Origin of the sequence: Streptomyces sp. NPDC002698 (assembly GCF_042888945.1) — a bacterium.
Classification (GTDB): Bacteria; Actinomycetota; Actinomycetes; order Streptomycetales; family Streptomycetaceae; genus Streptomyces.
The window spans coordinates 38096-64439 of the sequence record NZ_JBIAQM010000012.1 but is presented as its reverse complement, the minus strand read 5'-3'; the positions used below and the strand labels follow the sequence as shown (position 1 = coordinate 64439).

Here is a 26344-nt window from a genome sequence, read left to right as displayed (position 1 = left end):
GGCGCCTCCACCCCAGGCCCCCCCCCCCCACCCCGGGCGGGGGGGGGGGGGCCCCCCGCGGGGGGCCCCCCCCCCCCGGGCGCCCGTCTGCGGGCCTGGGGAGGCGTCGGGGTACCGGAACGCCGGAGGGCCCGCAGCGTGATCGCTGCGGGCCCTCCGGCGTTCCGTACGCCCCCTTGGGGCCGTACGGCTACGGCGGTTGCTGCTGCCGGTCAGTCCTCGTCGCGGCGGAGCGACGGCTTCAGGTCCTTCAGCCGGCCCAGCAGGCCGTTCACGAACGAGGGCGACTCGTCCGTGGAGAACTCCTTCGCCAGCTGCACCGCCTCGTCGAGCACCACGGCGTCCGGGGTCTCGTCGACCCAGATCAGCTCGTAGGTGCCGAGGCGCAGGATGTTGCGGTCGACGACCGGCATCCTGTCCAGCGTCCAGCCGACGGCGTACTGCGCGAGCAGGTCGTCGATCCGCCGCGTCTTGGTGGCGTAGCCCTCGACCAGCTCCATCGTGTATTCGCTGACCGGCGGCTGCCGGGTGTCCGAACGGGAGTGCCGGATCCAGTCCGCGAGGACCGTCAGTACGTCCACACCGCGCTGGTCGCCCTCGAAGAGGATCTGGAAGGCGCGCTTACGGGCCGTGTTGCGGGCAGCCACGGTTAGCTGTTCACCCGGCCGAGGTAGTCGCTGGTGCGAGTGTCGACCTTGATCTTCTCACCGGTGGTGATGAAGAGCGGGACCTGGATCTGGTGACCGGTCTCCAGGGTGGCGGGCTTGGTGCCACCGGTGGAGCGGTCGCCCTGAACGCCCGGCTCGGTCTCCTGGACGACCAGCTCGACGGCGGCCGGCAGCTCGACGAAGAGCACCTCGCCCTCGTGCTGGGCGACGGTGGCCGTGAAGCCCTCGATGAGGAAGTTGGCGGCGTCGGCGACGGCCTTGCGGTCGACCATGAGCTGGTCGTAGGTCTCCATGTCCATGAAGACGAAGTACTCGCCGTCCATGTACGAGAACTGCATGTCGCGCTTGTCGATCGTGGCCGTCTCGACCTTGACGCCGGCGTTGAACGTCTTGTCGACGACCTTGCCGGAGAGCACGTTCTTCAGCTTGGTGCGCACGAAGGCCGGGCCCTTGCCGGGCTTGACGTGCTGGAACTCGACGACGGACCAGAGCTGGCCTCCGTCGAGCTTGAGCACCAGGCCGTTCTTGAGGTCGTTCGTGGAAGCCACGGTTGCGGAATCTCCTGGACTGACGTGGACGACCCCGGCGCACGCACGCGGCTCGAAAGCTAGAGCGCGAGCAGTTCCTTGGTCGTGATGGTGAGTAGCTCGGGTCCGCCGTCCGCCTCAGGGCGTACGACGAGCGTGTCATCGATCCTGACACCGCCCCGGCCCGGAAGGTGGACCCCCGGTTCGACGGTGACCGGCACGCAAGCGTCCAGTTTACCCATGGCCGCGGGGGCAAGCTGCGGGTCCTCGTCGATTTCGAGCCCGACCCCGTGTCCCGTCAGGGGCGGAAGGCCTTCGGTATGACCTCCGGCGTCCAGTACCTGACGGGCCGCGCGGTCCACGTCCCGGTAGGCGGCGCCGGGTGCCAGCGCCTCCCGGCCGGCGCGCTGGGCGGCGAAGACGAGGTCGTACAGCTCGATCTGCCAGCCGGCGGGCGAGGTGCCGATCACGAACGTACGACCGATCTCACAGCGGTAGCCGCGGTAGGTGGCGCCGAGACAGACGGAGAGGAAGTCGCCCTCCTCGACACGCCGGTCGCTGGGCCGGTGGCCGCGGAGTCCCGAGTTCGGGCCGGTGCCGACCGAGGTCGCGAAGGCCGGTCCGTCGGCGCCGTGGTCGACGAGCCGGCGCTCCAGTTCCAGGGCGAGATGGCGCTCCGTACGGCCGACGAGAATCGACTCGAGGAGTTCGCCGAGCGCCTGGTCGGCGATCTCGGCGCCGATCCGCAGCGCGGAGATCTCCTCCTCGTCCTTGATCACGCGCAGCTGCTCCACCGCGCCGCCCAGGTCGTCCAGGCGCAACCGCGGCGCGACCGAGCCGAGGGCACGGTGCCGGGTCACGGTCAGGTGGTGTTCCTCGACCGCGAGGGAATCGGCGCCCTGGTCGACCGCCAGTCCTGCGGCGGCGACGGCCGGATCACCTCCGGCACGCGGCAGCACCCTGACGTCCAGCGCCTCGTCGGGGCGCCCTTCCATGGCTTCGCCGGACGGCGGGCCGGCGCACAGCAGCATGTCCTCGTCGCCGCCGAGCAGCAGCACCGAGCCGAGCGGCGCGGCACCGGCGAGATACCTCACGTTGGCGGGACGGGTGACGAGCGCTGTCGCGCTGCCGCCCGCCGTACAACGCTCCCGGAGCCGCTCTCTGCGGGTCGCGTACACCTCTGGCATGACCCGAGCCTACGAGCGGTGGCCGGATGTCGCCGGTTCAGAGAGCCGGACGGGTAGGTCCGGCGCCCGGACGGACGGCCACGGGGCTCGGACCGGACCGGTCAGGACCGCGGCGGGCCGGACCCTTTCGGCATCGCGACCGGCCGAACCCTTTCTTCACCTCGGCGGTCCGAACCCTTTCACCACTGCGGCGGGCTGGCGATCGAGCGCGCCAGGACGTCGTCGAGGACGCGGGCCGTGGCCGCCACGTCGAGCTGGGAGTTGTCGATGATCGGGAGTCCGGAGCCGTACCAGCCGGCCATGCGGCCGTGGATGCGCGCGACCTCCTCGTCGCTGAGCCTGCGGTTCCCCGAGCGCTCCGCGTTGCGCTCGAGGACCACTTCCAGGCCCGGCAGGAGCACGACCGGCAGCAGCCCGGGGCCCACGTGCCGCTTCCAGCCGCCGAGGCCGACGACCGGCCGGTCCGGAAAGACGGCGTCGTCGAGGATGCACGAGATGCCGTTGGCCAGGAAGTTGCGGGCGGCGAAGCCGCAGGTGCGGCGGGCGAGACGGTACTGCGCCTCGGAATGGTCGTTCCAGCCCGACTGCGGGTCGGCGAAGCCCGAGCGCACCCATTCGCGTACGTCGTCGAGGCTGATGTGGGCCGTGGGCACCCGGCGGTGGTCCGCCCAGTACTTGGCGACGCTGGTCTTCCCGGCCCCTGCGGGCCCGATGAGCAGGACCGCGAGCGTGGTCGCCGCCGGGTCGGGCGCGCCCGTGGCGGGCGGCAGGCTCGGCATGGCCACCGACACACCCGGAGGCAGCCGCACATGCCCGGTGGTGTCCGGTGCGGGCGACACCGGCGGGTGCTGCGGAGGCTGCGCCGACGGATGCTGCGGCTGCTGCACCGATGGGTGCTGCGGAGGCTGCTGGGGCATCTGATGCGGTGGCAGATGATGCTGCGGCACCTGGGCGGGTGGGGCGCCGGGCGGCACCGGCGCTCCGGCGAAGCCCGGAGCGGGCGCGGGGCCCTGCTGCCCCGGGTACTGTCCGGCCGGCGACCATCCGGCGGCCGGCCCTTGCCCCGGCTGGTGGGGCGGCGGCAGCGGAGCCCCCACTGCGTGCTGCATCCGGTGCCACTCCGTCTCGTACAGGCGATGTGCGCTGGTGGACGGGACGCCGGTCCCGTCGCTACCGAACGGTACCTTCCCCGGCCGCCGTTGTGTGAACGGCCGGGGACCGTGCGAAGTGCCCGGTGAGGAGAGGCAAAACGGGCTGAGCAGGTGTTCTCGGGACCTTACGTCCTCGCCGGGCGGCGCCCGTTACTCGCCGACCTCGCCGTAGGCCGCGAGCAGGACGGCCGGATCCGGGCCCTCCAGGACGGTCGGTTTGGCCAGTCCGTCGAGGACGATGAAGCGCAGCAGGTCGCCCCGGGACTTCTTGTCGACCTTCATGTTCTCCACGAGCTTGGGCCACTGGTCGTAGCGGTAGTTCAGCGGGAGACCCACGGACTGAAGGATCGTGCGGTGGCGGTCGGCCGTCGCGTCGTCCAGTCGGCCCGCGAGGCGGCCGAGTTCGGCGGCGAAGTGCATGCCGACGGAGACGGCCGCGCCGTGCCGCCACTTGTAGCGCTCGTTCTTCTCGATGGCGTGGGCGAGGGTGTGGCCGTAGTTGAGGATCTCGCGCAGCCCCGACTCCTTGAGGTCGCCGGAGACGACCTCGGCCTTGACCTTGATGGAGCGTTCGATCAGCTCGGCGGTGTGCGGGCCCGCGGGCGTGCGGGCCGCCTCGGGGTCGGACTCGATGAGTTCCAGGATCACCGGGTCGGCGATGAAGCCGGCCTTGATGATCTCCGCGAGCCCGGAGACGTAGTCGTTGACCGGAAGCGAGTCCAGCGCGGCCAGGTCGCACAACACGCCCGTGGGCGGGTGGAAGGCGCCGACGAGGTTCTTGCCCTCGGCGGTGTTGATGCCGGTCTTGCCGCCGACCGCCGCGTCGACCATGGCGAGCACGGTGGTGGGCACGGCGACCCAGCGCACCCCGCGCAGCCAGGTCGCGGCCACGAATCCGGCGAGGTCGGTGGTGGCGCCGCCGCCGACGCCGACGATGACGTCGGTGCGGGTGAAACCGCACTGGCCGAGCGCCTTCCAGCAGTAGGCCGCGACCTCGGCGGTCTTGGCCTCCTCGGCGTTCGGCACCTGGATGGCGACGGCCTCGAAGCCCTGCTCGGCCAGGTCGGCGCGGAGCGCCTCACCGGTGTCGGCGAGTGCCTCGGGGTGGATCACGGCGACGCGCTTGGCCCTGTCGCCGATCAAGGCGCCGAGCTCACCGAGGAGCTGACGGCCGATCAGGACCTCGTAGGGGTCGGTGCCCGCACTGCCGCCGACCTGGACGCGGGTCACTGCCTGGCTCATGCTTCCTTCAACTCCAGTGCGTCGAGGACCCCTTGGGCGACCTCATCGGGGGTGCGGCCGTCGGTCGCCACGACCGCGCGGGCGACTTCGGTGTACAGGTGGCGGCGGGCCTCCATCAGCTCGCGCCACTGCTTGCGCGGGTTGACGGCGAGCAGCGGCCGGGCCGCGTTCAGGCCGGTGCGCTGCACCGCCTCCTCGACGTCCATGGAGAGGTAGACGACCTGGTGGCCGGCGAGCAGCGCGCGGGTGTCGGCGTCCAGGACCGAACCGCCGCCCAGGGCCAGCACTCCGTCGTGCTCGGCGAGTGCCGTCCGCACCGCCCGCTTCTCGATCGCGCGGAAGGCGGGCTCGCCCTCGTCGACGAAGATGTCGGCGACGGTGCGGCCCTCGGCGGCCACGATGTCGTCGTCCGTGTCCCGGTAGGCGCAGCCGAGCCGCTCGGCGACGAGCGCGCCCACCGTGGACTTCCCGACCCCCATCGGCCCCACCAGGACCAGCCGTGGGGCGGTCACCGGATGGCCAGGTTCTCGAGGTACGAGCGGACGTTGCGGCGGGTCTCGGTGACCGAGTCGCCGCCGAACTTCTCGGCCACCGCGTCCGCGAGGACGAGGGCGACCATGGCCTCGGCGACGATGCCGGCGGCCGGCACGGCGGAGACGTCGGAGCGCTGGTGGTGGGCCTTGGCGGCCTCGCCGGTGGCGACGTCGACGGTGGCCAGCGCGCGCGGCACGGTGGCGATCGGCTTCATCGCGGCGCGGACGCGCAGCAGCTCGCCGGTGCTCAGACCGCCCTCGGTGCCGCCGGCGCGGCCCGACGTCCGCTTGATGCCCTCGGGCGTGGAGACGATCTCGTCGTGGGCCTGGGAGCCGGGCACCCGGGCCAGCTCGAAGCCGTCGCCGATCTCGACGCCCTTGATCGCCTGGATGCCCATCAGGGCGCCGGCGAGACGGGCGTCGAGCTTGCGGTCCCAGTGCACGTGCGAGCCGAGGCCCACGGGAACGCCGTAGGCGAGGACCTCGACGACGCCGCCGAGCGTGTCACCGTCCTTGTGGGCCTGGTCGACCTCGGCGACCATCGCCTTCGAGGCGTCGGCGTCGAGGCAGCGCAGCGGGTCGGCGTCGAGCCTCTCGACGTCGGCCGGGGTGGGGTACACCCCCTGCGGGGCCTTCACGGAGCAGAGTTCGACGACGTGGGAGACGATCTCGATCCCGGCCGTCTCCTTCAGGTACGAGCGGGCGACGGCGCCGAGCGCCACGCGGGCCGCGGTCTCGCGGGCGGAGGCGCGCTCCAGGATCGGGCGGGCCTCGTCGAAGCCGTACTTCTGCATGCCGGCGAGGTCGGCGTGGCCGGGCCGCGGGCGGGTCAGCGGGGCGTTGCGGGCGAGACCGTCGAGGATCTCCCGGTCCACCGGGTCGGCCGCCATGACCTGGTCCCACTTGGGCCATTCGGTGTTGCCGACCATGACCGCGACCGGGGAGCCGAGGGTGAGGCCGTGCCGGACGCCGCCGAGGAAGGTGACCTCGTCACGCTCGAACTTCATCCGGGCACCGCGTCCATAGCCCAGGCGTCGCCGGGCGAGGTGGTCCGCCACCATCTCCGTGGTGATCGGCACGCCGGCGGGAAGACCCTCCAGCGTCGCGACAAGTGCGGGACCGTGGGACTCCCCAGCGGTCAGCCAGCGCAACCTGCTCAACGGTGCTCCTCATGCTCGCGCCCTGTGCTGCTGCTGCGTACACGTGTCCTCGCGTACGGCGACGGCGCGACCGGGTGCGCGGCCCAGGCCCGCCATGTCCGATCCTCCCACGTCCTGAGGCGGGAACCGGCCGCAGGTCCATCAGGCGGGACGGCCGGTCACGGACGGCGGGCTCAGGGTGCCCCGTCCTGCGCCTACGCCTGCGGCTGGCTCTGGCTCTGGCCCGGAGCGTAGGCACCGAGGAAGTCGGCGCCGCTGGACCCGGCCTGCGCCGGGGTATGCGGAACCCCGTCCTGCTGGTTCTGCTGGTTCTGCTGCGGGGCGTACTCGCCCAGATAGTCCGCGCCGCGCCCCTGGCCGTACTGCGCCGCAGCGTGCACGGGCACACCCGCCCGCACGGCACGCCGGTACTGGATCTTGCGCTTGATCTTGACGATCCATGAGCCGACGACGGCCAGCACGATCAGCACCAGCACCGTGACCTGCACCCAGTCGGGCATGAACTTCAGGACGAGCTCGAAGATCTCACCCTTGCCGGACGCCAGTGGCACCCCGGTGGACACGCTGGTCATGTACCTGACTCCCCCTACCCTGTGCTCCGCCCCCTGCGGAACTCAGAGGATCTTACGGGAAGCGAGCGCGTGTTCCCCAGCTTTTCTCATGGCGCCCAGAGGGGCCGGGTGCCGCCCGGTCATCTGCTCCACCTGGAGCACCGCCTGGTGCACGAGCAGATCCAGTCCGCCGACCACCGCTCCGCCGTACGCGGACCAGCGCGCGGCGAGGTCGGTCGGCCAGGGGTCGTACAGCACGTCGAAGAGGGTCGTGGGGCGCCCCGGGACGGCGGCGGCCAGCGCGTCCGTGGTCCCGGCCGGCGTCGTGGCGATCACCAGCGGCGCCCGCAGCGCCTGTTCGGCGTCACCCCAGCCCTCGGTGCGCACCTCGATGCCGAGGCACTCGCCCCACTGCCGCATCTCGGCGGCCCGCTCCCGGCTCCGTACGTACGCGACGACCTCACCGGTGCAGATCCGGGCGAGGGCGGCCAGTGCGGAGGAGGCGGTGGCACCGGCGCCGAGAACGGCGGCCGAGTCGACCTGCTCGATCCCCCGCTCGCGCAGCGCGGCGACCATCCCGGGGACGTCGGTGTTGTCGCCGACGCGCCGCCCGTCCTCGGTGAACACGACGGTGTTGACCGCCTCGACGGAGGCGGCCGTCTCGCTGACCTCGTCGAGCAGCGGCATGACGGCCCGCTTGAGCGGCATGGTCAGCGACAGCCCGGCCCACTCCGGTCCGAGTCCCTCGACGAAGGCGGGCAGCGCCGCCTCGTCGATCTCGAAACGGTCGTACGTCCACTCGCCGAGACCGAGTTCCCGGTACGCGGCGCGGTGCAGCACCGGCGAGAGGGAGTGCGCGATCGGCGAACCGAGCACGGCAGCCCGGCGGGCGTCAGTTGCCCGAGCTGGCATTGAACTTGTCCTTGAGTTTCTCGAACTGGGCCAGCGTCTTGGCGAATTCCGTATTGTTCTGACCGTCGGTCGCCACGAAATACATCCAGCCGTCCTTCGTGGGGTTGAACACCGCCCTGAAGGCGTCGTCGCCCGGATTGCCGATCGGACCGGGCGGCAGACCCCTGTGGTAATACGTGTTGTACGGGTCCGGATTGCTGTTGATCTCGGACTCGCCGATGTTGATCTCGCTCTGGCCCTTCAGGTAATTGAAGGTCGAGTCGAACTGCAGCTTCTGGTTGGTCTCGGTGTTGGTGACCTTCAGACGGTTGTAGACGACCTCGGCCATCTTGCGGTAGTCGTCGTGCGTCTTGCCCTCGGCCTGGACCAGGCTCGCGACCGTGACCACCTGAAGGGGGTTGTCGAGCTTGAGCGCCTTCGCCTTCGCCACGAGCCCCAACGCCGTGTACCTCTTGTTGGCCTGCGCGACCATGCCCTTCAGCACGGCCTCGGGCTTCATGCCCTTGGCGGCGGGGTACGTGAGCGGATAGAGGAACCCCTCGAGGGGGTCCTTTATGTCCTTGTCGCTGTTCGCCCAGCTCGGCAGCCCGAGGCTCTTGTACTTCTTCTTCGCCACGGCGCTGGTGGTGCCCTTGGCGAGTCCGAGCTTCGCGTCGATCAACTTGTACACCTGGGCATTGCGCAGACCCTCGCGCACGGTGACGTTGTTCTGGCTCTTGGGGTCGAGCATCAACTCGACGGCGCTCTTGGCCGACATCCCCTTGCGCAGGATATAGGCGCCCGCCTGGATCGACTTGCCCTTGGGATTATCGTTCTGAGCGGACACGAACGCGTCCACGCTCTTCACGACACCGGCCGCTTTGAGCTTCTGGCCGATCACATAGCCGCCCTCGCCCTTGCCGATCTCGACGGGAATTTCTCCCGTGCCCTCGCCGGCAAAGTCGGGGGCCGCGCCGAAACGATTCTGGTAGTAGTCGTACCCGAAATACCCGGCGCCCGCGATACCGCCGCCGAAGACCATGACGACCACCAGGCAGGCGAAGCCGTTGCGGCTCTTCTTGCCCTTGCCGCCGCGCTCCCTGCCGCCGCCCCGCTGCTCCTTGAGGTCCCCGCGGCCCCGGCGCTCCTTCGGGTCGTCGTCGTCCTCGTCGAGGTCGTCCTCGTCGTCGCCACCGGCGAAGAAGGCGTGCTCGCCCTGGTCCGGCCCCGGGTCCCAGTCCGGCTCGGGTTCGGGCTCGGCCCGGCGCCGGGCCGGCGGCTCGGGCGGAGGATAGGCGTCCGGGGTGTTGTAGCGGTCGGGCTGCTCAGCCGTGTACTGGCCCGCGTAGGGGTCGGCGGGGTCGGCCGTGTACGGCACCTGGGACTGCGCGCCGGTGCCGTTGTCCGCGTACTGCTGCTGCCCCTGGTTCGGGTACTGCTGCCCGCCCTGGGTGTCGTACTGCTGCTGACCCTGCCCCGGGTACTGCTGCTGGCCCTGCCCCGGATACTGCTGCTGACCCTGGTTCGGGTACTGCTGCCCACCCTGGGTGTCGTACTGCTGCTGCCCCTGCCCCGGGTACTGCTGCTGCCCCTGGCCGGGGTACTGCTGCTGACCCTGGAACTGCTGACCCTGGAACTGCTGGTCCTGGTACTGCTGCTGGCCCGGGTACTGACCGTGCTGGCCCTGCGGCGGGTACTGCTGGCCCTGGTACTGCTGACCCTGGCCCCAGTCGCCCTGCTGCGGATAGTGCTGCGGCTGGCCGCCGTCGTAGGCGGACTGGCCGTCGGCGGCCTGCCCGCCCCATCCGCCGTCCCCGTACAACGGGTCCTCCGGATGCCACGGTTCGGAGCCAGAGCCCCGGCCATACTCAGTCATCGATCCCCTACGAGCCGCGAGCCGGCAGCGGCCGGCTCCTATGGCCCGGCTCCCGTCCGCCTCTTTACTGTGCGACGGCTGTTCGAACACCACCGCATCGGGCGGAACGTTACCGTATCGCGATCACATGACCACTTCGACGCCCTCGCCGGGCGACTTGCCTGACACCCGTTCGGATTCCAGGGCCTGCTGAAGGATGACGACGGCTGCCGCCTGGTCGATCACCGACCGGCCCTTCTTCGACTTCACGCCCGAGGCGCGCAAGCCCTGACTGGCCGTGACCGTGGTCATCCTCTCATCCACGAGCCGTACCGGAACAGGAGCGATCCCTTCCGCGAGCTCCTGGGCGAAGGCACGGACCTTGACCGCGGCGGGCCCCTCGCCCCCCTTGAGGGAGCGAGGGAGTCCGACGACGACCTCGATCGGCTCGTACTCCTCGACGAGTTGCCTGAGCCGGCGGTGGGCGGCCGGGATGTCACGCCCCGGGACCGTCTCCACCGGTGTCGCGAGGATCCCGTCGGGGTCGCACGAGGCGACCCCGATCCGGGCGTCCCCGACGTCGATCGCGAGCCGACGTCCTCTGCGCATGTCCGCGGCCTCTACTTGGCCGTCTCGGCGACGAGGCGCTGGACCGCGTCGATGGCCTCGCCGACGGCGGCGGGGTTCTGGCCACCGCCCTGGGCGACGTCCGGCTTGCCGCCACCGCCGCCGCCGAGGGTCTTGGCGGCGGCGCGGACCAGTTCGCCGGCCTTCAGACCGCGCTCGCGGGCGGCCTCGTTGGTGGCGATGACGGTCAGGGGCTTGCCGCCCGCGACCGTGAACAGGGCCACCACGGCGGCGCGTCCGCCCTGGATGCGGCCGCGCACGTCGAGGACCAGCTTGCGCAGGTCGTCGGCGCCCGTGCCGTCCGGGACCTGACCGGTGACCAGGGCCACTCCGTTGACGTCCTTGGCGGACTCGACGAGACCGGCGGCGGCCTGGAGGACCTTCTCCGCGCGGAACTTCTCGATCTCCTTCTCGGCGTCCTTCAGCTTGCCGAGCATGGCGGAGATCTTCTCCGGAAGCTCCTCCGGGCGGCCCTTGACCAGTTCCTGGAGCTGGGCGACGACCGTGTGCTCACGGGCCAGGAAGTTGTACGCGTCGACGCCGACCAGGGCCTCGATGCGCCGCACGCCGGAGCCGATGGACGACTCGCCGAGCAGCTTGACCAGGCCGAGCTGGGAGGTGTTGTGCACGTGGGTGCCGCCGCACAGCTCCTTGGAGAAGTCGCCGATGGTCACGACGCGGACGCGCTCGCCGTACTTCTCGCCGAACTCGGCGATGGCGCCCTGCTTCTTGGCCTCGTCCAGGCTCAGGATCTCGGCGTGCACGTCCAGGTCGCGGGCGAGCACCTCGTTGATCTGCTGCTCGACGTCCGTCATCACGGCCGTCGGGACGGCGGACGGGGAGCCGAAGTCGAAGCGGAAGCGGCCGGGCTGGTTCTCGGAACCGGCCTGGGCGGCCGTCGGGCCGAGGGCGTCGCGCAGCGCCTGGTGCGTGAGGTGCGTGGCCGAGTGGGCGCGGGCGATGGCCGTACGACGGCGTACGTCGATGGTGGCCTGGGCCTTGGCGCCGACGGTGACCTCGCCGACCTGGACGACGCCCTTGTGGACGTACACGCCCGGGACGGGCTTCTGGCAGTCGCGGATCTCGATGACGGCACCGGTGTCGACCCGGAGGCGGCCCGTGTCACCGATCTGACCGCCGCCCTCGGCGTAGAACGGGGTGCGGTCGAGGACGATCTCGACCTCGTCGCCCTCGGTGGCGGCCGGGGAGGAGACGCCGTCGACGAGGATGCCGACGACCGTCGACTCGGCCTCGGTGCGGTCGTAGCCGATGAAGTCGGTCTCGCCGGCGGCGTCGGCGATCTGACGGTAGGCGCCGAGATCGGCGTGGCCGGTCTTCTTGGCGCGGGCGTCGGCCTTGGCCTTGTCCCGCTGCTCCTTCATCAGGCGGCGGAAGCCGTCCTCGTCCACCGACAGGCCCTGTTCGGCGGCCATTTCGAGGGTGAGGTCGATCGGGAAGCCCCAGGTGTCGTGGAGCAGGAAGGCCTTGTCGCCGGCGAGGACCGTGCCGCCGGACTCCTTGGTGTCGGTGATGGCCGTGTCGAGGATGTTCGTGCCGGCCTTCAGCGTCTTGAGGAAGGCGGCCTCCTCGGCGAGGGCCACGGTCTCGATCCGCTGCCGGTCGGTGACCAGCTCCGGGTACTGCTGCCCCATCATCGCGATCACGACGTCGATGAGGTCCTTGACGACCGGTCCGGTGGCGCCGAGCAGGCGCATGTTGCGGATGGCGCGGCGCATGATGCGGCGCAGCACGTAGCCGCGGCCCTCGTTGCCGGGGCTCACGCCGTCACCGATGAGCATCACGGAGGTGCGCATGTGGTCGGTGACCACGCGCAGCGAGACATCGGAGCCGTGGGCGGCGCCGTACTCGACACCCGTCAGCTCGGTGGCCTTCTTGATGACGGCCATGGAGGTGTCGATCTCGTACATGTTCTGTACGCCCTGCAGAATCATGGCGAGGCGCTCGAGACCGAGGCCGGTGTCGATGTTCTTGCTGGGCAGGTCGCCGAGGATCTCGAAGTCGTCCTTCGAGGTGCCCTCGCCGCGCTCGTACTGCATGAAGACCAGGTTCCAGATCTCCACGTAGCGCTCGTCGTTGACGGCCGGGCCGCCCTCGACGCCGAACTCGGGGCCGCGGTCGTAGTTGATCTCGGAGCACGGACCGCAGGGGCCCGGGACGCCCATGGACCAGTAGTTGTCCTTCTTGCCCAGGCGCTGGATGCGCTCGGCCGGGACGCCGATCTTGTCGCGCCAGATGGTCTCGGCCTCGTCGTCGTCGAGGTAGACCGTGATCCACAGACGCTCGGGGTCGAGGCCGTAACCACCCTTGTCCTGGGGCGAGGTGAGCAGCTCCCAGGCGTAGGTGATGGCGCCTTCCTTGAAGTAGTCGCCGAAGGAGAAGTTGCCGCACATCTGGAAGAACGTGCCGTGGCGCGTGGTCTTGCCGACCTCTTCGATGTCGGGTGTGCGCACACACTTCTGCACGCTGGTGGCGCGCGCCCAGGGAGCCTTGACCTCACCGAGGAAGTACGGCTTGAAGGGGACCATGCCGGCGGGGACCAGGAGCAGAGTCGGGTCGTCCGCGATGAGCGACGCCGAAGGGACGACGGTGTGACCGCGCTCCTCGTAGAAGCTCAACCAGCGGCGGCGGATTTCAGCCGACTCCATCAGTGGTCCTCATTCCGGTTGTACGTGTACGTCGTGTTGTCGATGTACTTGATCTGCTTGTTGTCGCCCGGCTGCTCGCCGCCGCCGATCGCGGCGATGCGGCGCTGCGTGGGCAGTTCGGGATCCGGGTCCGCGTTCAGGCCGAGCACCTCGCCGAGTTCGGCCTCTCGCTGGGCCATCCCGTCGCGGACGTCGAGGGCGAACTCCTTGAGCCGGTGGCCCGCGTCGATCGCCTTGTTCGCGGCCTGTGCCGCGAGGCTCTCGGGGGTCAGCTTCTTGAGCTTGCGGTTGACCTTGGTGGTGGCCCATACACCCGCGGCTGCGCCCGCGGTGAACCAGAACGTACGGCGGAACATCGCTGCGTCAGTCCTTCTTCCGCTTTCCCCGCCGCGCGGACGGGACGGTGCGGCCCACGATCACGGTACGCCGGGACGCTTTGTCGGGCACATTCTCTCGACGGCCTCCGATGGCCCGGCGCACGCCGTACCCGAACGCCGCGACCTTGACCAGCGGGCCGCCGAACGTGGAGGCGACGGTCGTCGACAGCGCCGAGGCGTTCGACGTGACCTCCTGGACGTCCGACGCGATGGCGTCGACCCGGTCGATCTGCGTCTGCGCGGAGCGCACCGCCGCCGAGGCGTCGGCCAGGAGCGGGACGGCCTGGTCGGTCACGTCCGCCACGAGCTTGGTGGTCGCCCTGAGCGTCTGGGCCAGCCTCACCAGCGCGACGGCGAGGAAGGAGACCAGGATCGCCCAGAAGACGGCCACCAGGATCCCGGCCACCTCACCACCGGACACTGTGCACCCGCTCCCTGACTGTGTGCCTGAACATCGAAAAGTCGTCACCCGAGCCTATCGCGCCGGGGCCGGGGCTCCGTACCGCATTTATCCGCTCCGGAGTGTGGAGTTGCGGGAACCGATTGTACGGAGCGCTAGCGTGTCAGTACGCTCCGTATCTCATGCAGCGTTCTCAGCACGCCCGACACTCCGGTCCTGCCGCACCCGGCAATCTGCCCCTGGAACTCGACGCGTTCGTGGGGCGCTCCGCCGAGCTCGCGCGGCTGGCCGAGGCGCTGGAGACGGTCCGCCTGGTGACCGTGACCGGCATGGGCGGCGTCGGCAAGACCCGGCTCGCCACGCACGCCGCGGCGGGGACGTACCCGCGCGACGGCGTGTGGCGCGTGGACCTGTCCGCGGTGCAGGAACCGGAACTCGTCGAGTACGCCGTGGCCGAGGCCCTCGGTCTGACCGACCACACGGCGAAGCCGGTACGTCGGACGCTGCTCGACCACCTCGCCGGGCGCCGGCTCCTGCTGGTCCTGGACGGCTTCGAGCATCTGGTCGACGTGAGTGCCTCCTTGGCGGGCGAGTTGCTGCGGCGGGCGCCGGGACTGCGGGTGCTGGCCGTGGGCCGCAGACCGCTGGGCATCGCGGGCGAGCGGGTGTTCCCGCTGGCTCCGCTGGCCGCCGCGGAGGCGGTGGAGCTGTTCGCGGACCGGGCGGCGGCCCGGGTGCCCGGCTTCGCTCTGGACGAGGGCAACAGCTCCGACGTCCGGGAGCTGTGCCGGCGGCTGGACGGGATCCCGCTGGCGCTGGAACTGGCGGCGGGACGCGTCGGCGCCCTGTCCCCGGCGCAGCTCCTGGCCCGCCTGGAGGACCGGTTCCGGCTGCTGACCGGCGGGGTGCGCGACGCGCCGCCGCGGCACCAGACCCTGCGGACGGCGATCGGCTGGAGCCACGAACTGTGCACACCGGCCGAACGGCTCCTGTGGGCACGTCTTTCGGTGTTCGCCGGACAGTTCGACCTGGAGGCCGCCGAATACGTGTGCAGCGGGGACGGGCTGCGCTCCGACGACGTGCTGGACGTGCTGGGCGAGCTGCTCGCGCAGTCGGTGCTGTCGCGCGAGGACACCGCGGCGGGTGTGCGCTACCGGATGCTGGACACGGTCCGGGCCTACGGCGCGCACTGGCTGGAGGCGACGGGCGACGCGGAGCGGCTGCGCCGCCGCCACCGCGACTGGTACATGGGCCTGGTCACCTGGTGCGAGCTGGACTGGTTCTCGCCGCGGCAGGCCGAGGTGGCGGTACGCGTCGAGACGGAACTGCCGAATCTGCGCTGCGCGCTGGAGTACTCGCTCGGCGAACCCGACGAGGCGCATCTGGGCCAGTACCTGGCGGGCGCCCTGTGGTTCTACTGGGTCGGCTGCGGCCGGCTCTCCGAGGGCAGGCACTGGCTGGAGCGCAGTGTCGAGCTCGACGGCGACCGTGACCAGTCACGGCTGAAGGCCCTGTGGGTGCTCGGCTATGTGGCGGTCCTCCAGGGTGACTCGGTGCCCGCGCTGTCCGCGCTCCAGGAGTGCCGCGAGGAGGCGGAGCGCTGCGAGAACGCCGTCGCGGTCGCCTACGCCGAGCATCGCACCGGCTGTCTGGCCCTGGTCACGGACGACATGGCGCGTGCCGAGGAACTGCTGCGCTCGGCGCTGGACCGCTATCACGAGATCGGCGAGCTCAACAGCAATGTGCTGATGGCCCAGGTCGAACTGGCGATGGCGCTCGCCTTCCAGGGCGATCTGCCGGGAGCGGTGAAGCTGTGCGAGGACGTCCGCGGGGTCTGCGAGGACCACGGGGAGCGCTGGGCGCTGGCGTACGCGCTGTACGTCCTCGCGTACGAGGCCCAGGCCGAGGGCGATCAGGCCCGGGCCCGCGGCCTGCTGGAGCAGGGGCTCGGTATCGCGCACGGCTTCCACGATCTGCTCGGTGCCGTTCTCACGGTCGAGCTGCTCGCCCTGGTCACGGTGGCGGAGGGCGATCCGGCCGAGGCCGCGGTGCTCCAGGGGGCGGCGTCGCGGATGTGGCCGTCGGTCGGCCTGCCGCTGTTCGGTTCGGCGTACTACAACGCGCCGCACGAGCGCTGTGCGGCTCTTTCCCGGCAGCAGCTGGGCGACGAGCGCTACGAGGAGTGCGTACGGGCGGGAGAGCTGCTCGGGCAGGACGCGGCGGTCGCCCGTGCGCTGGGCGGTGCCGGGGTGCCGCCGCTCGGGGCGGTGCCGTCGCCTCGCAGACTGCCCCCGGACGTGCGAGAGCCCGCCGTCTCGCCCACCTCGAAGGGCGGGGAGACGACGGGCTGACACTGACGCGCAGGTGGTACCGCGTCCGCTGTCGGAAGATCAGCGGGCGTAGTACTCGACGACGAGCTGCTCGTCGCAGATCACCGGGATCTCCTTGCGGTTCGGCTCGCGGTCCAGGCGGAAGGCCAGGGCCGGGAGGTTCACCTGGAGGTAGCGCGGGGTCTCACCGTCGGGGGCGAAGCCGCCCGCGCGGGAAACCTCGAACAGCGTCTTGCTGCGGCTGCGCTCGCGGACCATCACGACGTCGTCGGGACGGACGCGGAACGAGGGCTTGTCGACCTTCTGGCCGTTGACCTCGATGTGACCGTGAACGACCATCTGGCGGGCCTGGTAGATCGTGCGGGCGATGCCCGAACGAAGGACCAGCGCGTCGAGACGACGCTCCAGCTCGATGATCAGGGCCTCACCGGTCTTGCCCTGGACCTTGGAGGCACGCTCGTAGGCGCGGACGAGCTGGCGCTCGGACACGTCGTACTGCGCGCGCAGACGCTGCTTCTCGAGCAGACGGACCTTGTAGTCCGAGTTCTGCTTGCGGCCACGGCCGTGCTCACCCGGCGGGTAGGGGCGGGCCTCGAAGTACTTGACAGCCTTCGGGGTCAGCGCGATACCGAGCGCACGCGACTTCTTGACCTTGGGGCGGGACTGGTTCGCCATGAACCAAACACCTCATGTTTCCGATACGAATACGGCTTCACCAGGGTTAGGGGAGGTCGCAATCCGCAGCCCGGGAAACCCTCCTCGCCGCTGTGGCGAACCACGTGGACGGGGCGGGCAGCCGCTCCTGGGTCTGGGCACATACGTGCAGCACGCGAATAACCCACCGGCCGGTCCCGGAGATCCGGGTGGTGGTGGGCTGCCCGCGACACCTTCGACGGTGCGCGACGCTCCTGGAATCCCCCCGTGGAGGCGGGGGCTCCGGCTGGATGTCCCGTTCTGGTGGTGCCGACCGGAGCCGGACACGGGACGCAGCGCTTCGAGCCATGCTACAGGGTGCTCAGGACCGCCCTCTACCGAGGCGTTTCCTGGTCCACTCCACCGCGTCGGCGTACCGCGCCTCCGCGCCGTGCCGGGTCGGCGTGTAGTACTCCCGGTCCGCGAGTTCCTCGGGCGCGTACCGCTGGGCGGCGATGCCCTCGGGCAGGTCGTGCGGATACACGTACCCCTGGGCGTGCCCGAGCTTGGCCGCGCCCTTGTAGTGCCCGTCGCGCAGATGCGTCGGCACCGGGCCGGCGTGACCCTTGCGCACGTCCTCCATGGCGGCGCCGATGGCCATGGTCGCGGCGTTGGACTTCGGGGCCAGCGCGAGAGCGATCGTGGCGTGGCTCAGGGTGAGCGCGGCCTCGGGGAAGCCGATCATCGCGACGGCCTGGGCGGCGGCCACGGCCATGGGCAGCGCGTTCGGGTCGGCGAGACCGATGTCCTCGCTGGCGGAGATCATCAGGCGGCGGGCGATGAAGCGGGGGTCCTCGCCCGCCTCGATCATCCGGGCCAGGTAGTGCAGGGCGGCGTCCACGTCGGAGCCGCGGATGGACTTGATGAGCGCGCTCGCCACGTCGTAGTGCTGGTCACCGTCGCGGTCGTACTTCACGGCTGCGCGGTCGACCGTCTCCTCCAGCGTCTGGAGGGTGATCTCCGGCTCGCCCTTGTCGAGCGCGGCGCCGGCCGCGGCCTCCAGGGCCGTCAGGGCGCGGCGGGCGTCGCCGCCGGCGATCCTCAGCAGGTGGTTCTCGGCGTCCCCGGGCAGGGCCACGGACTCCTTGAGGCCACGTTCCGAGCCGAGCGCGCGGCGCAGCAGGCCGCGCAGGTCGTCGTCGGTGAGCGGTTCGAGGGTCAGGAGGAGGGAGCGGGAGAGCAGCGGCGAGATCACCGAGAAGTACGGGTTCTCGGTGGTCGCGGCGATCAGGGTCACCCAGCGGTTCTCCACGGCGGGGAGCAGGGAGTCCTGCTGGGCCTTGCTGAAGCGGTGGATCTCGTCCAGGAAGAGGACGGTCTCCTTGCCGTAGCCGCCGGTGGCGCGGCGGGCTCCTTCGATGACCGCGCGCACTTCCTTGACGCCCGCGGTGATCGCGGAGAGCTCGACGAAGCGTTTGTCGGTGGCCTTGGAGACGACGTAGGCGAGGGTCGTCTTGCCGGTGCCCGGCGGGCCCCACAGGATCACCGAGGACGGTCCGGCGGGGCCGCCGCTCCCCTCGGCGACGAGTCTGCGCAGGGGTGAGCCGGGCTTCAGCAGGTGCTGCTGTCCCACGACCTCGTCGAGGGTGCGCGGGCGCATCCGCACCGCCAGCGGGCTGGCGGACGGGTCCTTCTCCTGGCGCTCTTCGGCGGCGGCGGTGAACAGGTCGGGCTCCACGTCCGAAACCCTATGTCACCCCACTGACAATCCCCGCGGGACCGTCAGCTGGTCCAGAAGTCCCACCAGCGGGTCAGGATCAGCATGCCGATGATGCCGATGTGCAGCGCGGGCAGGACCCAGGTGAACTCGCCGAAGAAGCTCTTGGCCCAGCGCGGGGCGGGCAGGAAGCCGTTGCGGACGTTGAAGGAGGTCACGTACCAGAACATGATGATCGTGGCGACCCAGGCCAGGCTGCACCACAGGCAGAGCGAGTTGATCCGGTACAGCGACTGGAACTGGAGCCAGGTGCAGAACGCGACGCCGAAGAGCGTGCCCGCGTTGAAGGTCAGCCAGTACCACCGGGGGAAGGTGGCCCGCGCGAGCAGGCTCATGCCGACGCAGATCACGATGCCGTAGGCGACGAGCCCCATCATGGGGTTCGGGAAGCCGAAGGCCGAGGCCTGGTCGCTCTTCATGATGTTGCCGCAGGAGACCACCGGGTTCAGGCTGCACCCCGGGACGAAGTTCGGGTTCTCCAGCAGCTTGAACTTGTCGATCGTGATGACCCACGCGGCAAGGAGACCGGCCGCACCCGTGATCACCAGCAGCACCGCGAGCGCGCGGCTGCCGCCGGCCGTCCGCACGGCGGCGGCGGGGCGTTCCTGATCGGTCGGGACGTCCTTGACTGTCGTCTTGTTCATCACGCCGTTTCCGTAGCTTCGAAGGGGCCTGCGGGCAGGCTCATTGTGCCGCACGCGCCCGCTCGTCCACCGTTCGGTGGACATAAGAAGGTACGCACGGTCGTTCCGGAGCGTTCGGTTCGGCGGGAGGCTCGCCGTCATGACAACAGACGCGGACCGGCTCGTGGTGGACGTACGGGGACTGCGCAAGCGGTACGGGGACGTGACCGCCGTCGACGGCATCGATCTCGGCATCCGGCGGGGCGAGGTGTTCGGCCTGCTCGGACCGAACGGGGCGGGCAAGAGCACCACCGTGGAGATCCTCCAGGGCAACCGGCGGCGGGACGCGGGCGAGGTCTCCGTGCTCGGCTCGGACCCGGCGGCCGCCACGCGCGCGTGGCGGTCCCGTGTCGGAATCGTCTGGCAGGACGAATCCGCGCCCGCCGAGTTGACGGTGGGCGAGACGGTGAGGCATTTCTCCCGTTATTACCCGAATCCCCGTGATCCGGAGGAAGTCATCGGCCTGGTCGGCCTGGAGGAGAAGGCGGGCAGCAGGACCAAGTCGCTCTCGGGCGGCCAGCGGCGACGGCTCGACGTGGCCCTCGGGGTGATCGGCGGCCCCGAACTGCTGCTCCTGGACGAGCCGACGACAGGCTTCGACCCGGCGGCGCGACGGCGGTTCTGGGACCTGATCCGCAAGCTGGCCGACGAGGGCACGACGATCCTCCTGACCACGCACTACCTGGAGGAGGCGGAGGCCCTCGCGGACCGGCTGGCGGTCGTCGCGCGGGGCCGTGTCGTCGCCGAGGGCGACCCGGCCGCGCTCCGCGAGCGCTTCGGCACCGGGGCCACGGTCGAGTGGACGGAGGCCGACGGCAGCCCGCGCAGCGAACGCACGGACACCCCCACCAGGACCGTCGCCGCGCTCACGCGCCGCTTCGACGGGGAGATCCCCGGGCTCCGGGTGAGCCGCCCCACCCTGGAGGACGTCTATCTGCGACTGACCGGCCTGGAGGACACGCGATGACCACGGCCGACGTACGACCGGGCACGAAGAACGCGTCCGGCCGGCTGCCCGGCGCCTGGGGACTGGGGCTGCGCCGCGGCGGCCTGGAGCTCCGGCAGTTCTTCCGGCAGCGCGACCAGGTGGTGTTCACCTTCGCCTTCCCGGTCGTCTTCCTGTTCCTGTTCGCGTCGATCTTCAGCGACGACGTGGCGGGCGCGGGCATCACCGCCTCCCAGCTGTACGTCCCGGCGATGATGGCCGCGGGCATCATGTCCACCAGCTTCCAGTCCCTCGGCATCTCGATCGCGATCGAGCGGGACGAGAAGGTGCTGCGCCGGCTGCGCGGGACACCGATGCCGCCGGCCGCGTACTTCCTCGGCAAGATATGGCTGGTTCTCGCGACCGGCGCCCTGGAGACGGCGATCCTTCTCCTCGTCGGCACCACGCTGTACGACGTCGACCTGCCCTCGGACCCCGGCAGGTGGGCGGACTTCGCCTGGATCTTCGTGCTGGGGCTCACGGCCTGCGCCCTGCTCGGCATCGCGATCAGTACGGTCCCGAAGTCGGGCAGGAGCGCCACGTCGGTGGTCGTCCTGCCCTTCCTGGTCCTCCAGTTCATCTCCGGCGTCTACATCGCCATCGACACCATCCCCGGCTGGATGCTGGACATCGGCGCGCTGTTCCCCCTCAAGTGGATGTGCCAGGGGCTGCGCGGGGTGTTCCTGCCCGAGTCCGCCAAGGTCCTGGAACAGGCGGGCGGCTGGGAGTTCGGGCGGATCGCCCTGGTGCTCGGGGCATGGTGCGTCGGAGGATTGCTGCTGTGTCTGCTGACCTTCCGCTGGAAGAACCGGCGCGACGGATGAGGACTCCGGCCGCGCGCCCCGGCCCGGCGCCGGACGCGGTGCGTCCGGCGCCGGAGCCAGGCGTGGTGCGTCCGGCGCCGGAGCCGGGCGGGGCCCGGGCGCGTCCCGAGCCGGGCGGGGCCCGCGCCTCGAACACCTGGGAGCTCTCGTTCCGGCTCTGGGACTCGTACTTCGCGGTCGTGTGGGTGGCCACCCTGGTGTTCGTGCTCGGCACGGCGCACCCGGGGACACACGTCCGTCTCGCGGCCGGCGGGCTCCTTCTGCTGCTGATCCCCTGGTACCTGCTGGCCGGGCGCCCCGTCCTCACGGCCGAGGAGCCCGACGAGCGCCGCGCCCTCGGCTACATCACGGGCGCGGTCCTGCTCTTCCTGCCCCCGGGGGTACTGGTGGGCGAGACCCGCCTGATGACCTTCGCGCTCATCCCCCAGTGCTTCATCGCCCTGCGACTGCCCCGGGCGCTCACCGCCACGACCGTGATCAACATCGCGCCGGTGGCGGGCTGGGCCCTGCTGTGGCGGCCCGAGGGACAGGTCCTCTTCTTCAACACGGTCTTCGCCGTGGTCACGCTCGTGTTCTCGACCGCCCTGGGCAGCTGGATCATCCGCATCATGGAGCAGAGCCGGGAACGGGCCGCGCTGATCACCGAGCTGGACGCCAGCCGCCACGAGATCGCCCGGCTCTCGGCCGCGCACGGAGCGCTGGCCGAGCGCGAACGGTTCTCCAGGGAGATCCACGACACCCTCGCCCAGGGCTTCACCAGCCTGCTGATGCTGGTCCAGGCCGTCGAGGCCGAGCTCGACCACGACCTGCCGCAGGCCCGCCGCCATCTGGCCCTGATGGACGAGACCGCCCGGCAGAACCTCGCCGAGGCACGGGCCCTGGTGACCGGGGGCACGCCCGCCGACCTGGACGGCGCCACGCTGCCCGACGCGCTGCGCCGGCTGGCCGCCCGCCACGACGCGAGCGTCGACGTGACCGGCCCGGTACGGCCGCTGCCCGCGGGCCCCGAGGTGGTGATCCTCCGCTCGTGCCAGGAGGCGCTGACCAACGCCCGCAAGCACGCCGGGAGTTCCCCCGCCGTCGCGGTCACCCTGACCTATGCCGCCGGCTCGCTGGCCCTCTCCGTACGCGACGACGGCAGGGGTTTCGACCCCGGCGTGCCGGTCGGCGGGTACGGGCTGGCGGGGTTGCGCGCGCGGGCCGCCGAGGCGGGCGGTACCGCGCTGATCCGCAGCGCGCCGGGCGACGGCACGACCGTCACCGTGTGCCTGCCCGTCCCCAGGAGTGACGCGTGATCCGGATCGTCCTCGCCGACGACCATCCCGTCGTACGCGAAGGGCTGCGCGCGATGCTCAGCGCGGAACCCGATCTCGAGGTGGTCGCCGACGCGTCCAGCGGGCCCCGCGCGGAGGCGCTGGCCGCCGAACTCCGGCCCGACATCGTGCTCATGGACCTGCGGATGCCCGAGGGCGGGGGCGTCGACGCGATCGAGCGGATGACGCGGGCCGGACTGCCCTGCCGGGTGATCGTGCTGACGACGTACGAGACGGACCGGGACATCCTGCGGGCGGTGGAGGCCGGGGCCGCGGGGTATCTGCTGAAGGATCTGCCCCGTGCCGAACTGGCGGACGCCGTACGGGCCGCCGCGCGGGGCGAGACCGTGCTGGCCCCGTCCGTCGCGGCCCGGCTGGTCGATCAGCTCCGTACCAGGCCGGAGCGGCCCCGCCTCTCCGCGCGGGAGACCGCCGTGCTGCGACTGGTGGCAGAGGGCTGCACGAACGCGGAGATCGGACGCCGGCTCTTCATCGGCGAGTCCACCGTGAAGACGCATCTGCTGCGGGCCTTCGGGAAGCTGGGAGTGGACGACCGGACGGCCGCGGTGACGAGCGCGATGCGCTTCGGACTGCTGGAGTGAGGCTCCCCCGCCCGGTCCCGCCGCTTCCCCGGACCCTCTCCGCGAACGCCGAAGGGTCCTCCGGCCCCTTCGGCGTTCGCGGAGAGGGTCCGGGGTGGGGCCCCCGGGGCCGGACGGACAGCGGAAAGCGTCCGCCCGACACCGGGGCCCGGGAGGATCCCGTCGCAGGGGCCGGACCGGCACCTGACCGGGCCGGCCGGGAGACCGGCCCGGCGGGGCGGCCGCGGAGGACCCGCCTCAGCCCAGGCGCGACCGCAGCTCGGCCACGATCGCGTCGACCGCGACCGCCGTCTGCTCCCCGGACTCCATGTCCTTGAGCTGCACGACGCCCTCGGCGAGATCCCGCTCACCGGCGACGACCGTGAAGCGGGCCCCGCTGCGGTTCGCGTTCTTCATCGCGCCCTTGAGCCCCTTCGCGCCGTAGGAGAAGTCGGCGGCGACACCGGCCCGGCGCAGTTCGGTGACCACACCGAAGAGCATCCGGCGGGCCTCCTCCCCGAGCGGCACCGCGAACACACTGGTGGCCGCGGGGAGTTCGAGCTCCACGCCCTCCGCCTCCAGCGCCAGCACCGTACGGTCGACGCCCAGCGCCCAGCCGACGGACGGCAGCGCGGGGCCGCCGATCATCTCGGACAGCCCGTCGTAGCGGCCGCCGCCGCCGACCGCGGACTGCGAGCCGAGACCGTCGTGCACGAACTCGAAGGTGGTGCGCGTGTAGTAGTCCAGACCGCGCACCAGCTTCGGGTCGTCCTCGAAGGAGACGCCCGCGGCCGTGATCAGGTCGCGCACCTCCTCGTGGTACGCCTTGCAGCCGTCGCACAGGTAGTCGCGCAGCAGCGGCGCCCCGCCCAGCTGCTTCTGGACGTCCTCGCGCTTGTCGTCGAGCACCCGCAGCGGGTTGATCTCCGCGCGGCGCAGCGTCTCCTCGTCGAGGTCCAGGCCGCGCAGGAAGTCCTGCAGCGCGGCCCGGTACACGGGACGGCACTCCTTGTCGCCCAGGCTGTTCAGCAGGATGCGGAAGTTCCGCAGACCCAGCGAGCGGTACGCCTGGTCGGCCAGGATGATGAGCTCGGCGTCGAGCGCCGGGTCCTCGGCTCCGATCGCCTCGGCGCCCACCTGGGAGAAGTGGCGGTAACGGCCCTTCTGGGGGCGCTCGTAGCGGTAGTACGAGCCCGAGTACCAGAGCTTGACGGGGAGGTTGCCGGTCTTGTGCAGGTTGGCCTCGAGGGCCGCGCGCAGGACGGAGGCGGTGCCCTCCGGACGCAGGGCCAGCCTGTCGCCGCCCTTGGTCTCGAAGGCGTACATCTCCTTGGTCACGATGTCGGTGGACTCACCGACACCGCGGGCGAACAGTTCGACGTTCTCGAAACCGGGCGTCTCGACATAGCCGTAGCCGGAGTTGCGCAGCGGGGCCGCGATGGCCTCGCGTACCGCGAGGTACTTGGCGCTGTCCGGCGGAATGAGGTCGTACGTGCCCTTGGGGGCCCTGAAGGTGCTCACGGAAGTCTGGTCACATTCCTCGTCGAGGAGCGGAGTTCGGGTCCGCTCCCAGGCCGGCGGCCACCTGCCGCAGATACGGGTTGGTGGCGCGCTCCTGGCCGATGGTCGTCTGGGGGCCGTGGCCGGACAGCACCACGGTCGAGTCGTCGAGCGGCAGGCACACGCGGCCCAGCGAGTCGAGCATCTCGTCCATGTCGCCGCCCGGCAGGTCGGTGCGTCCGATGGAGCCGGCGAAGAGCAGATCCCCGGAGAAGAACACGGACGGGATGTCCGCGCTCTCGGGCATCCGGAACGTCACCGACCCCTTCGTATGGCCCGGCGCGTGCGCGACGGAGAGGTCGAGGCCCGCCAGCCTCAGCTCCGCGCCGTCGGTCAGCGTCCGCACGTCGTCGGGCTCCCCCACGGTCAGCTCGCCCATCAGCGGCATGCCGATGGACCGCCCGAGCGCCTTCGCCGGGTCGCTCATCATGTACCGGTCCTCGGGGTGGATCCAGGCCGGAACGTCGTGCGCTCCGCACACCGGGACGACCGAGGCGACATGGTCGATGTGGCCATGGGTCAGGATGACCGCGACGGGCTTGAGCCGATGCTTCTTGAGCGCGTCCTCGACTCCCTGGGCGGCCTGATGGCCCGGGTCGATGATCACGCACTCCTCACCCGCGGCGGGGGCGACCAGGTAACAGTTGGTCCCCCAGGCCCCGGCGGGGAACCCGGCAATGAGCACGATCGTCCTTCGTGGTGGCGTACGCGCTGGTGTCGTACGGGGCGGTTGGCTGTGGATCAGAGCCTACCGGCGCTGCCGATTCCTCAGCGAACCCATATACGGTACGGGGCACACGCAGGCGGTCGGCTCAGGCGACGCACGCGTCCCACTCGACGTACGAGACGCACGAGGAGAAACCCGGTGGTCAGCCAGGAACAGCGGCGGCGTCAGCTCGCCCGGGAGAAGTTCTTGCGACAGCAGCAGCGCCGCACATCCGCTCGACGAAGGACCCATACACGTAACGCGGTGATCGCGGCGGTCGTCGGCGTGGTCGTCGCGGGCGGTGCGACGGCGTACGCGACCGGGGTCTTCGAGAGCGACGGCAAGAAGACCAACGCGGGCGCCGAGGCGACGCCCAGCGCGACGCCGACGAGCAAGGCGCCCGATCCGTGCGAGAAGCCCGCCGAGGGCAAGGTGAAGCCGCTCACGTGGAAGAAGGAGCCGGCGGTCACCATCGACAAGGCCGCCGCCTACACCATGAAGATGGCGACGACCTGCGGCGACATCGACATCGCTCTCAAGGCGTCCGCCGCCCCGCACACGGTGAACTCGTTCGCGTTCCTCGCCGGCAAGGGCTACTTCGACCACACCAAGTGCCACCGGCTCACCGCCGAGGGCATCTACGTGCTGCAGTGCGGTGACCCGCAGGGCACCGGCTCGGGCGGGCCCGGCTACACGATTCCGGACGAGAACCTCAAGGACAAGGTCCTGAAGGGGAACGTGTACCCGGCGGGCACCGTGGCCATGGCCAACCAGTACAACGCGCAGACGGGGCAGGGCCGCGACACCGGCGGCAGCCAGTTCTTCCTGGTCTACCAGGACAGTCCGCTCCCGCCCGACTACACACCGTTCGGGACGATCTCCAAGGACGGGATGAAGGTCCTCAAGAAGATCGCGACCGCCGGGGCGCAGGCCCCCGACCCCACGACACAGAACACCGCCCCGAACGCGACCGTCGTGATCAACAAGGCGACGGTCGTCAAATCCTGACCCCATCAACTGCGAGATTTCGGTCGCGCGGGATGCGGACAGCCGCCCCGCCGGTCGCCTATGTTGGCCGTGACGAAACTGTGGACGATGCCAGGGGCCCTGAAGCCCC

General features: G+C 70.9%; 25 protein-coding genes. 6 read left to right on the top strand and 19 right to left on the bottom strand.

Going from position 1 to position 26344, the window contains the following annotated elements:
- Positions 1–212 precede the first annotated feature (212 nt).
- From nusB to ACFYW9_RS18805, 14 genes are all read right to left on the bottom strand, one after another.
- Positions 213–647, bottom strand: a complete 435-nt coding sequence (gene nusB / locus ACFYW9_RS18870) for a transcription antitermination factor NusB (protein WP_351862522.1) — start codon at positions 645–647, stop codon at positions 213–215.
- Positions 648–649: 2 nt separating this feature from the next.
- A complete protein-coding gene (gene efp / locus ACFYW9_RS18865; protein ID WP_351862521.1) occupies positions 650–1216 on the bottom strand; it encodes an elongation factor P in 567 nt (188 codons plus the stop codon).
- 59 nt (positions 1217–1275) lie between these two features.
- Positions 1276–2382 (bottom strand): aminopeptidase P family protein, encoded by a 1107-nt coding sequence (locus tag ACFYW9_RS18860; protein WP_351862520.1) that lies wholly within the window; start codon positions 2380–2382, stop codon positions 1276–1278.
- A 179-nt stretch (positions 2383–2561) separates the two neighbouring features.
- A complete protein-coding gene (locus ACFYW9_RS18855) occupies positions 2562–3491 on the bottom strand; it encodes a Pro-rich N-terminal domain-containing protein (protein ID WP_389151264.1) in 930 nt (309 codons plus the stop codon).
- 192 nt (positions 3492–3683) lie between these two features.
- Positions 3684–4775, bottom strand: coding sequence for a 3-dehydroquinate synthase (aroB, locus tag ACFYW9_RS18850; RefSeq protein WP_389151261.1), 1092 nt, complete (start codon positions 4773–4775; stop codon positions 3684–3686).
- Positions 4772–5254 carry a shikimate kinase gene (locus ACFYW9_RS18845; RefSeq protein ID WP_389151705.1) on the bottom strand — a complete coding sequence of 161 codons (483 nt, stop codon included), beginning with the start codon at positions 5252–5254 and terminating at the stop codon, positions 4772–4774. The genes aroB and ACFYW9_RS18845 overlap by 4 nt, the downstream gene beginning before the upstream one ends.
- Before the next feature lie 29 nt (positions 5255–5283).
- On the bottom strand, positions 5284–6468 hold the full coding sequence (gene aroC, locus ACFYW9_RS18840) for a chorismate synthase (protein ID WP_389151258.1): 1185 nt from the start codon (positions 6466–6468) through the stop codon (positions 5284–5286).
- 194 nt (positions 6469–6662) lie between these two features.
- Entirely contained in the window at positions 6663–7040 is a 378-nt protein-coding gene (locus ACFYW9_RS18835) for a hypothetical protein (protein ID WP_389151255.1), read from the bottom strand.
- Between the two features lie 42 nt (positions 7041–7082).
- Positions 7083–7931, bottom strand: coding sequence for a shikimate dehydrogenase (locus ACFYW9_RS18830; RefSeq protein ID WP_389151252.1), 849 nt, complete (start codon positions 7929–7931; stop codon positions 7083–7085).
- The gene (gene mltG / locus ACFYW9_RS18825; RefSeq protein ID WP_389151249.1) at positions 7912–9786 is read right to left on the bottom strand and encodes an endolytic transglycosylase MltG; all 1875 of its coding nucleotides are present in this window, start codon (positions 9784–9786) and stop codon (positions 7912–7914) included. The genes ACFYW9_RS18830 and mltG overlap by 20 nt, the downstream gene beginning before the upstream one ends.
- A gap of 123 nt (positions 9787–9909) precedes the next feature.
- Positions 9910–10374 carry a Holliday junction resolvase RuvX gene (gene ruvX, locus ACFYW9_RS18820; RefSeq protein WP_328454536.1) on the bottom strand — a complete coding sequence of 155 codons (465 nt, stop codon included), beginning with the start codon at positions 10372–10374 and terminating at the stop codon, positions 9910–9912.
- 11 nt (positions 10375–10385) lie between these two features.
- Positions 10386–13058, bottom strand: a complete 2673-nt coding sequence (alaS, locus tag ACFYW9_RS18815) for an alanine--tRNA ligase (protein WP_351862512.1) — start codon at positions 13056–13058, stop codon at positions 10386–10388.
- A complete protein-coding gene (locus ACFYW9_RS18810; RefSeq protein WP_351862511.1) occupies positions 13058–13414 on the bottom strand; it encodes a DUF6167 family protein in 357 nt (118 codons plus the stop codon). Before ACFYW9_RS18810 ends, alaS begins: the two co-directional genes overlap by 1 nt.
- Positions 13415–13421: 7 nt before the next feature.
- A complete protein-coding gene (locus ACFYW9_RS18805; RefSeq protein WP_261702773.1) occupies positions 13422–13856 on the bottom strand; it encodes a DUF948 domain-containing protein in 435 nt (144 codons plus the stop codon).
- Between the two features lie 161 nt (positions 13857–14017).
- Here ACFYW9_RS18805 and ACFYW9_RS18800 point away from each other — a divergent pair, with 161 nt between their 5' ends.
- Complete coding sequence (locus ACFYW9_RS18800) at positions 14018–16186, top strand: ATP-binding protein (RefSeq protein WP_389151244.1); 2169 nt, start codon at positions 14018–14020, stop codon at positions 16184–16186.
- A 39-nt stretch (positions 16187–16225) separates the two neighbouring features.
- Here the strand turns inward: ACFYW9_RS18800 and rpsD are convergent, their stop codons facing one another.
- From rpsD to ACFYW9_RS18785, 3 genes are all read right to left on the bottom strand, one after another.
- A complete protein-coding gene (gene rpsD, locus ACFYW9_RS18795; RefSeq protein WP_054233962.1) occupies positions 16226–16840 on the bottom strand; it encodes a 30S ribosomal protein S4 in 615 nt (204 codons plus the stop codon).
- 340 nt (positions 16841–17180) lie between these two features.
- On the bottom strand, positions 17181–18536 hold the full coding sequence (locus ACFYW9_RS18790; protein WP_389151241.1) for a replication-associated recombination protein A: 1356 nt from the start codon (positions 18534–18536) through the stop codon (positions 17181–17183).
- 44 nt (positions 18537–18580) lie between these two features.
- Positions 18581–19219, bottom strand: a complete 639-nt coding sequence (locus ACFYW9_RS18785; protein ID WP_389151238.1) for a vitamin K epoxide reductase family protein — start codon at positions 19217–19219, stop codon at positions 18581–18583.
- Positions 19220–19358: 139 nt separating this feature from the next.
- Here ACFYW9_RS18785 and ACFYW9_RS18780 point away from each other — a divergent pair, with 139 nt between their 5' ends.
- From ACFYW9_RS18780 to ACFYW9_RS18765, 4 genes are all read left to right on the top strand, one after another.
- The gene (locus ACFYW9_RS18780) at positions 19359–20225 is read left to right on the top strand and encodes an ABC transporter ATP-binding protein (RefSeq protein WP_389151235.1); all 867 of its coding nucleotides are present in this window, start codon (positions 19359–19361) and stop codon (positions 20223–20225) included.
- The gene (locus ACFYW9_RS18775) at positions 20222–21067 is read left to right on the top strand and encodes an ABC transporter permease (RefSeq protein WP_389151232.1); all 846 of its coding nucleotides are present in this window, start codon (positions 20222–20224) and stop codon (positions 21065–21067) included. Before ACFYW9_RS18780 ends, ACFYW9_RS18775 begins: the two co-directional genes overlap by 4 nt.
- A 62-nt stretch (positions 21068–21129) precedes the next feature.
- Positions 21130–22362 carry a sensor histidine kinase gene (locus ACFYW9_RS18770; RefSeq protein ID WP_389151229.1) on the top strand — a complete coding sequence of 411 codons (1233 nt, stop codon included), beginning with the start codon at positions 21130–21132 and terminating at the stop codon, positions 22360–22362.
- A complete protein-coding gene (locus ACFYW9_RS18765; protein ID WP_351862504.1) occupies positions 22359–22982 on the top strand; it encodes a response regulator transcription factor in 624 nt (207 codons plus the stop codon). The genes ACFYW9_RS18770 and ACFYW9_RS18765 overlap by 4 nt, the downstream gene beginning before the upstream one ends.
- Positions 22983–23219: 237 nt before the next feature.
- Here the strand turns inward: ACFYW9_RS18765 and hisS are convergent, their stop codons facing one another.
- Positions 23220–24482, bottom strand: a complete 1263-nt coding sequence (gene hisS / locus ACFYW9_RS18760; protein ID WP_351862503.1) for a histidine--tRNA ligase — start codon at positions 24480–24482, stop codon at positions 23220–23222.
- Positions 24483–24492: 10 nt separating this feature from the next.
- Positions 24493–25206: an MBL fold metallo-hydrolase gene (locus ACFYW9_RS18755; RefSeq protein WP_389151224.1), complete on the bottom strand. Its 714-nt coding sequence runs from the start codon at positions 25204–25206 to the stop codon at positions 24493–24495.
- A 180-nt stretch (positions 25207–25386) separates the two neighbouring features.
- Here ACFYW9_RS18755 and ACFYW9_RS18750 point away from each other — a divergent pair, with 180 nt between their 5' ends.
- On the top strand, positions 25387–26235 hold the full coding sequence (locus ACFYW9_RS18750) for a peptidylprolyl isomerase (protein WP_351862501.1): 849 nt from the start codon (positions 25387–25389) through the stop codon (positions 26233–26235).
- The last annotated feature ends 109 nt before the right edge of the window (positions 26236–26344 follow it).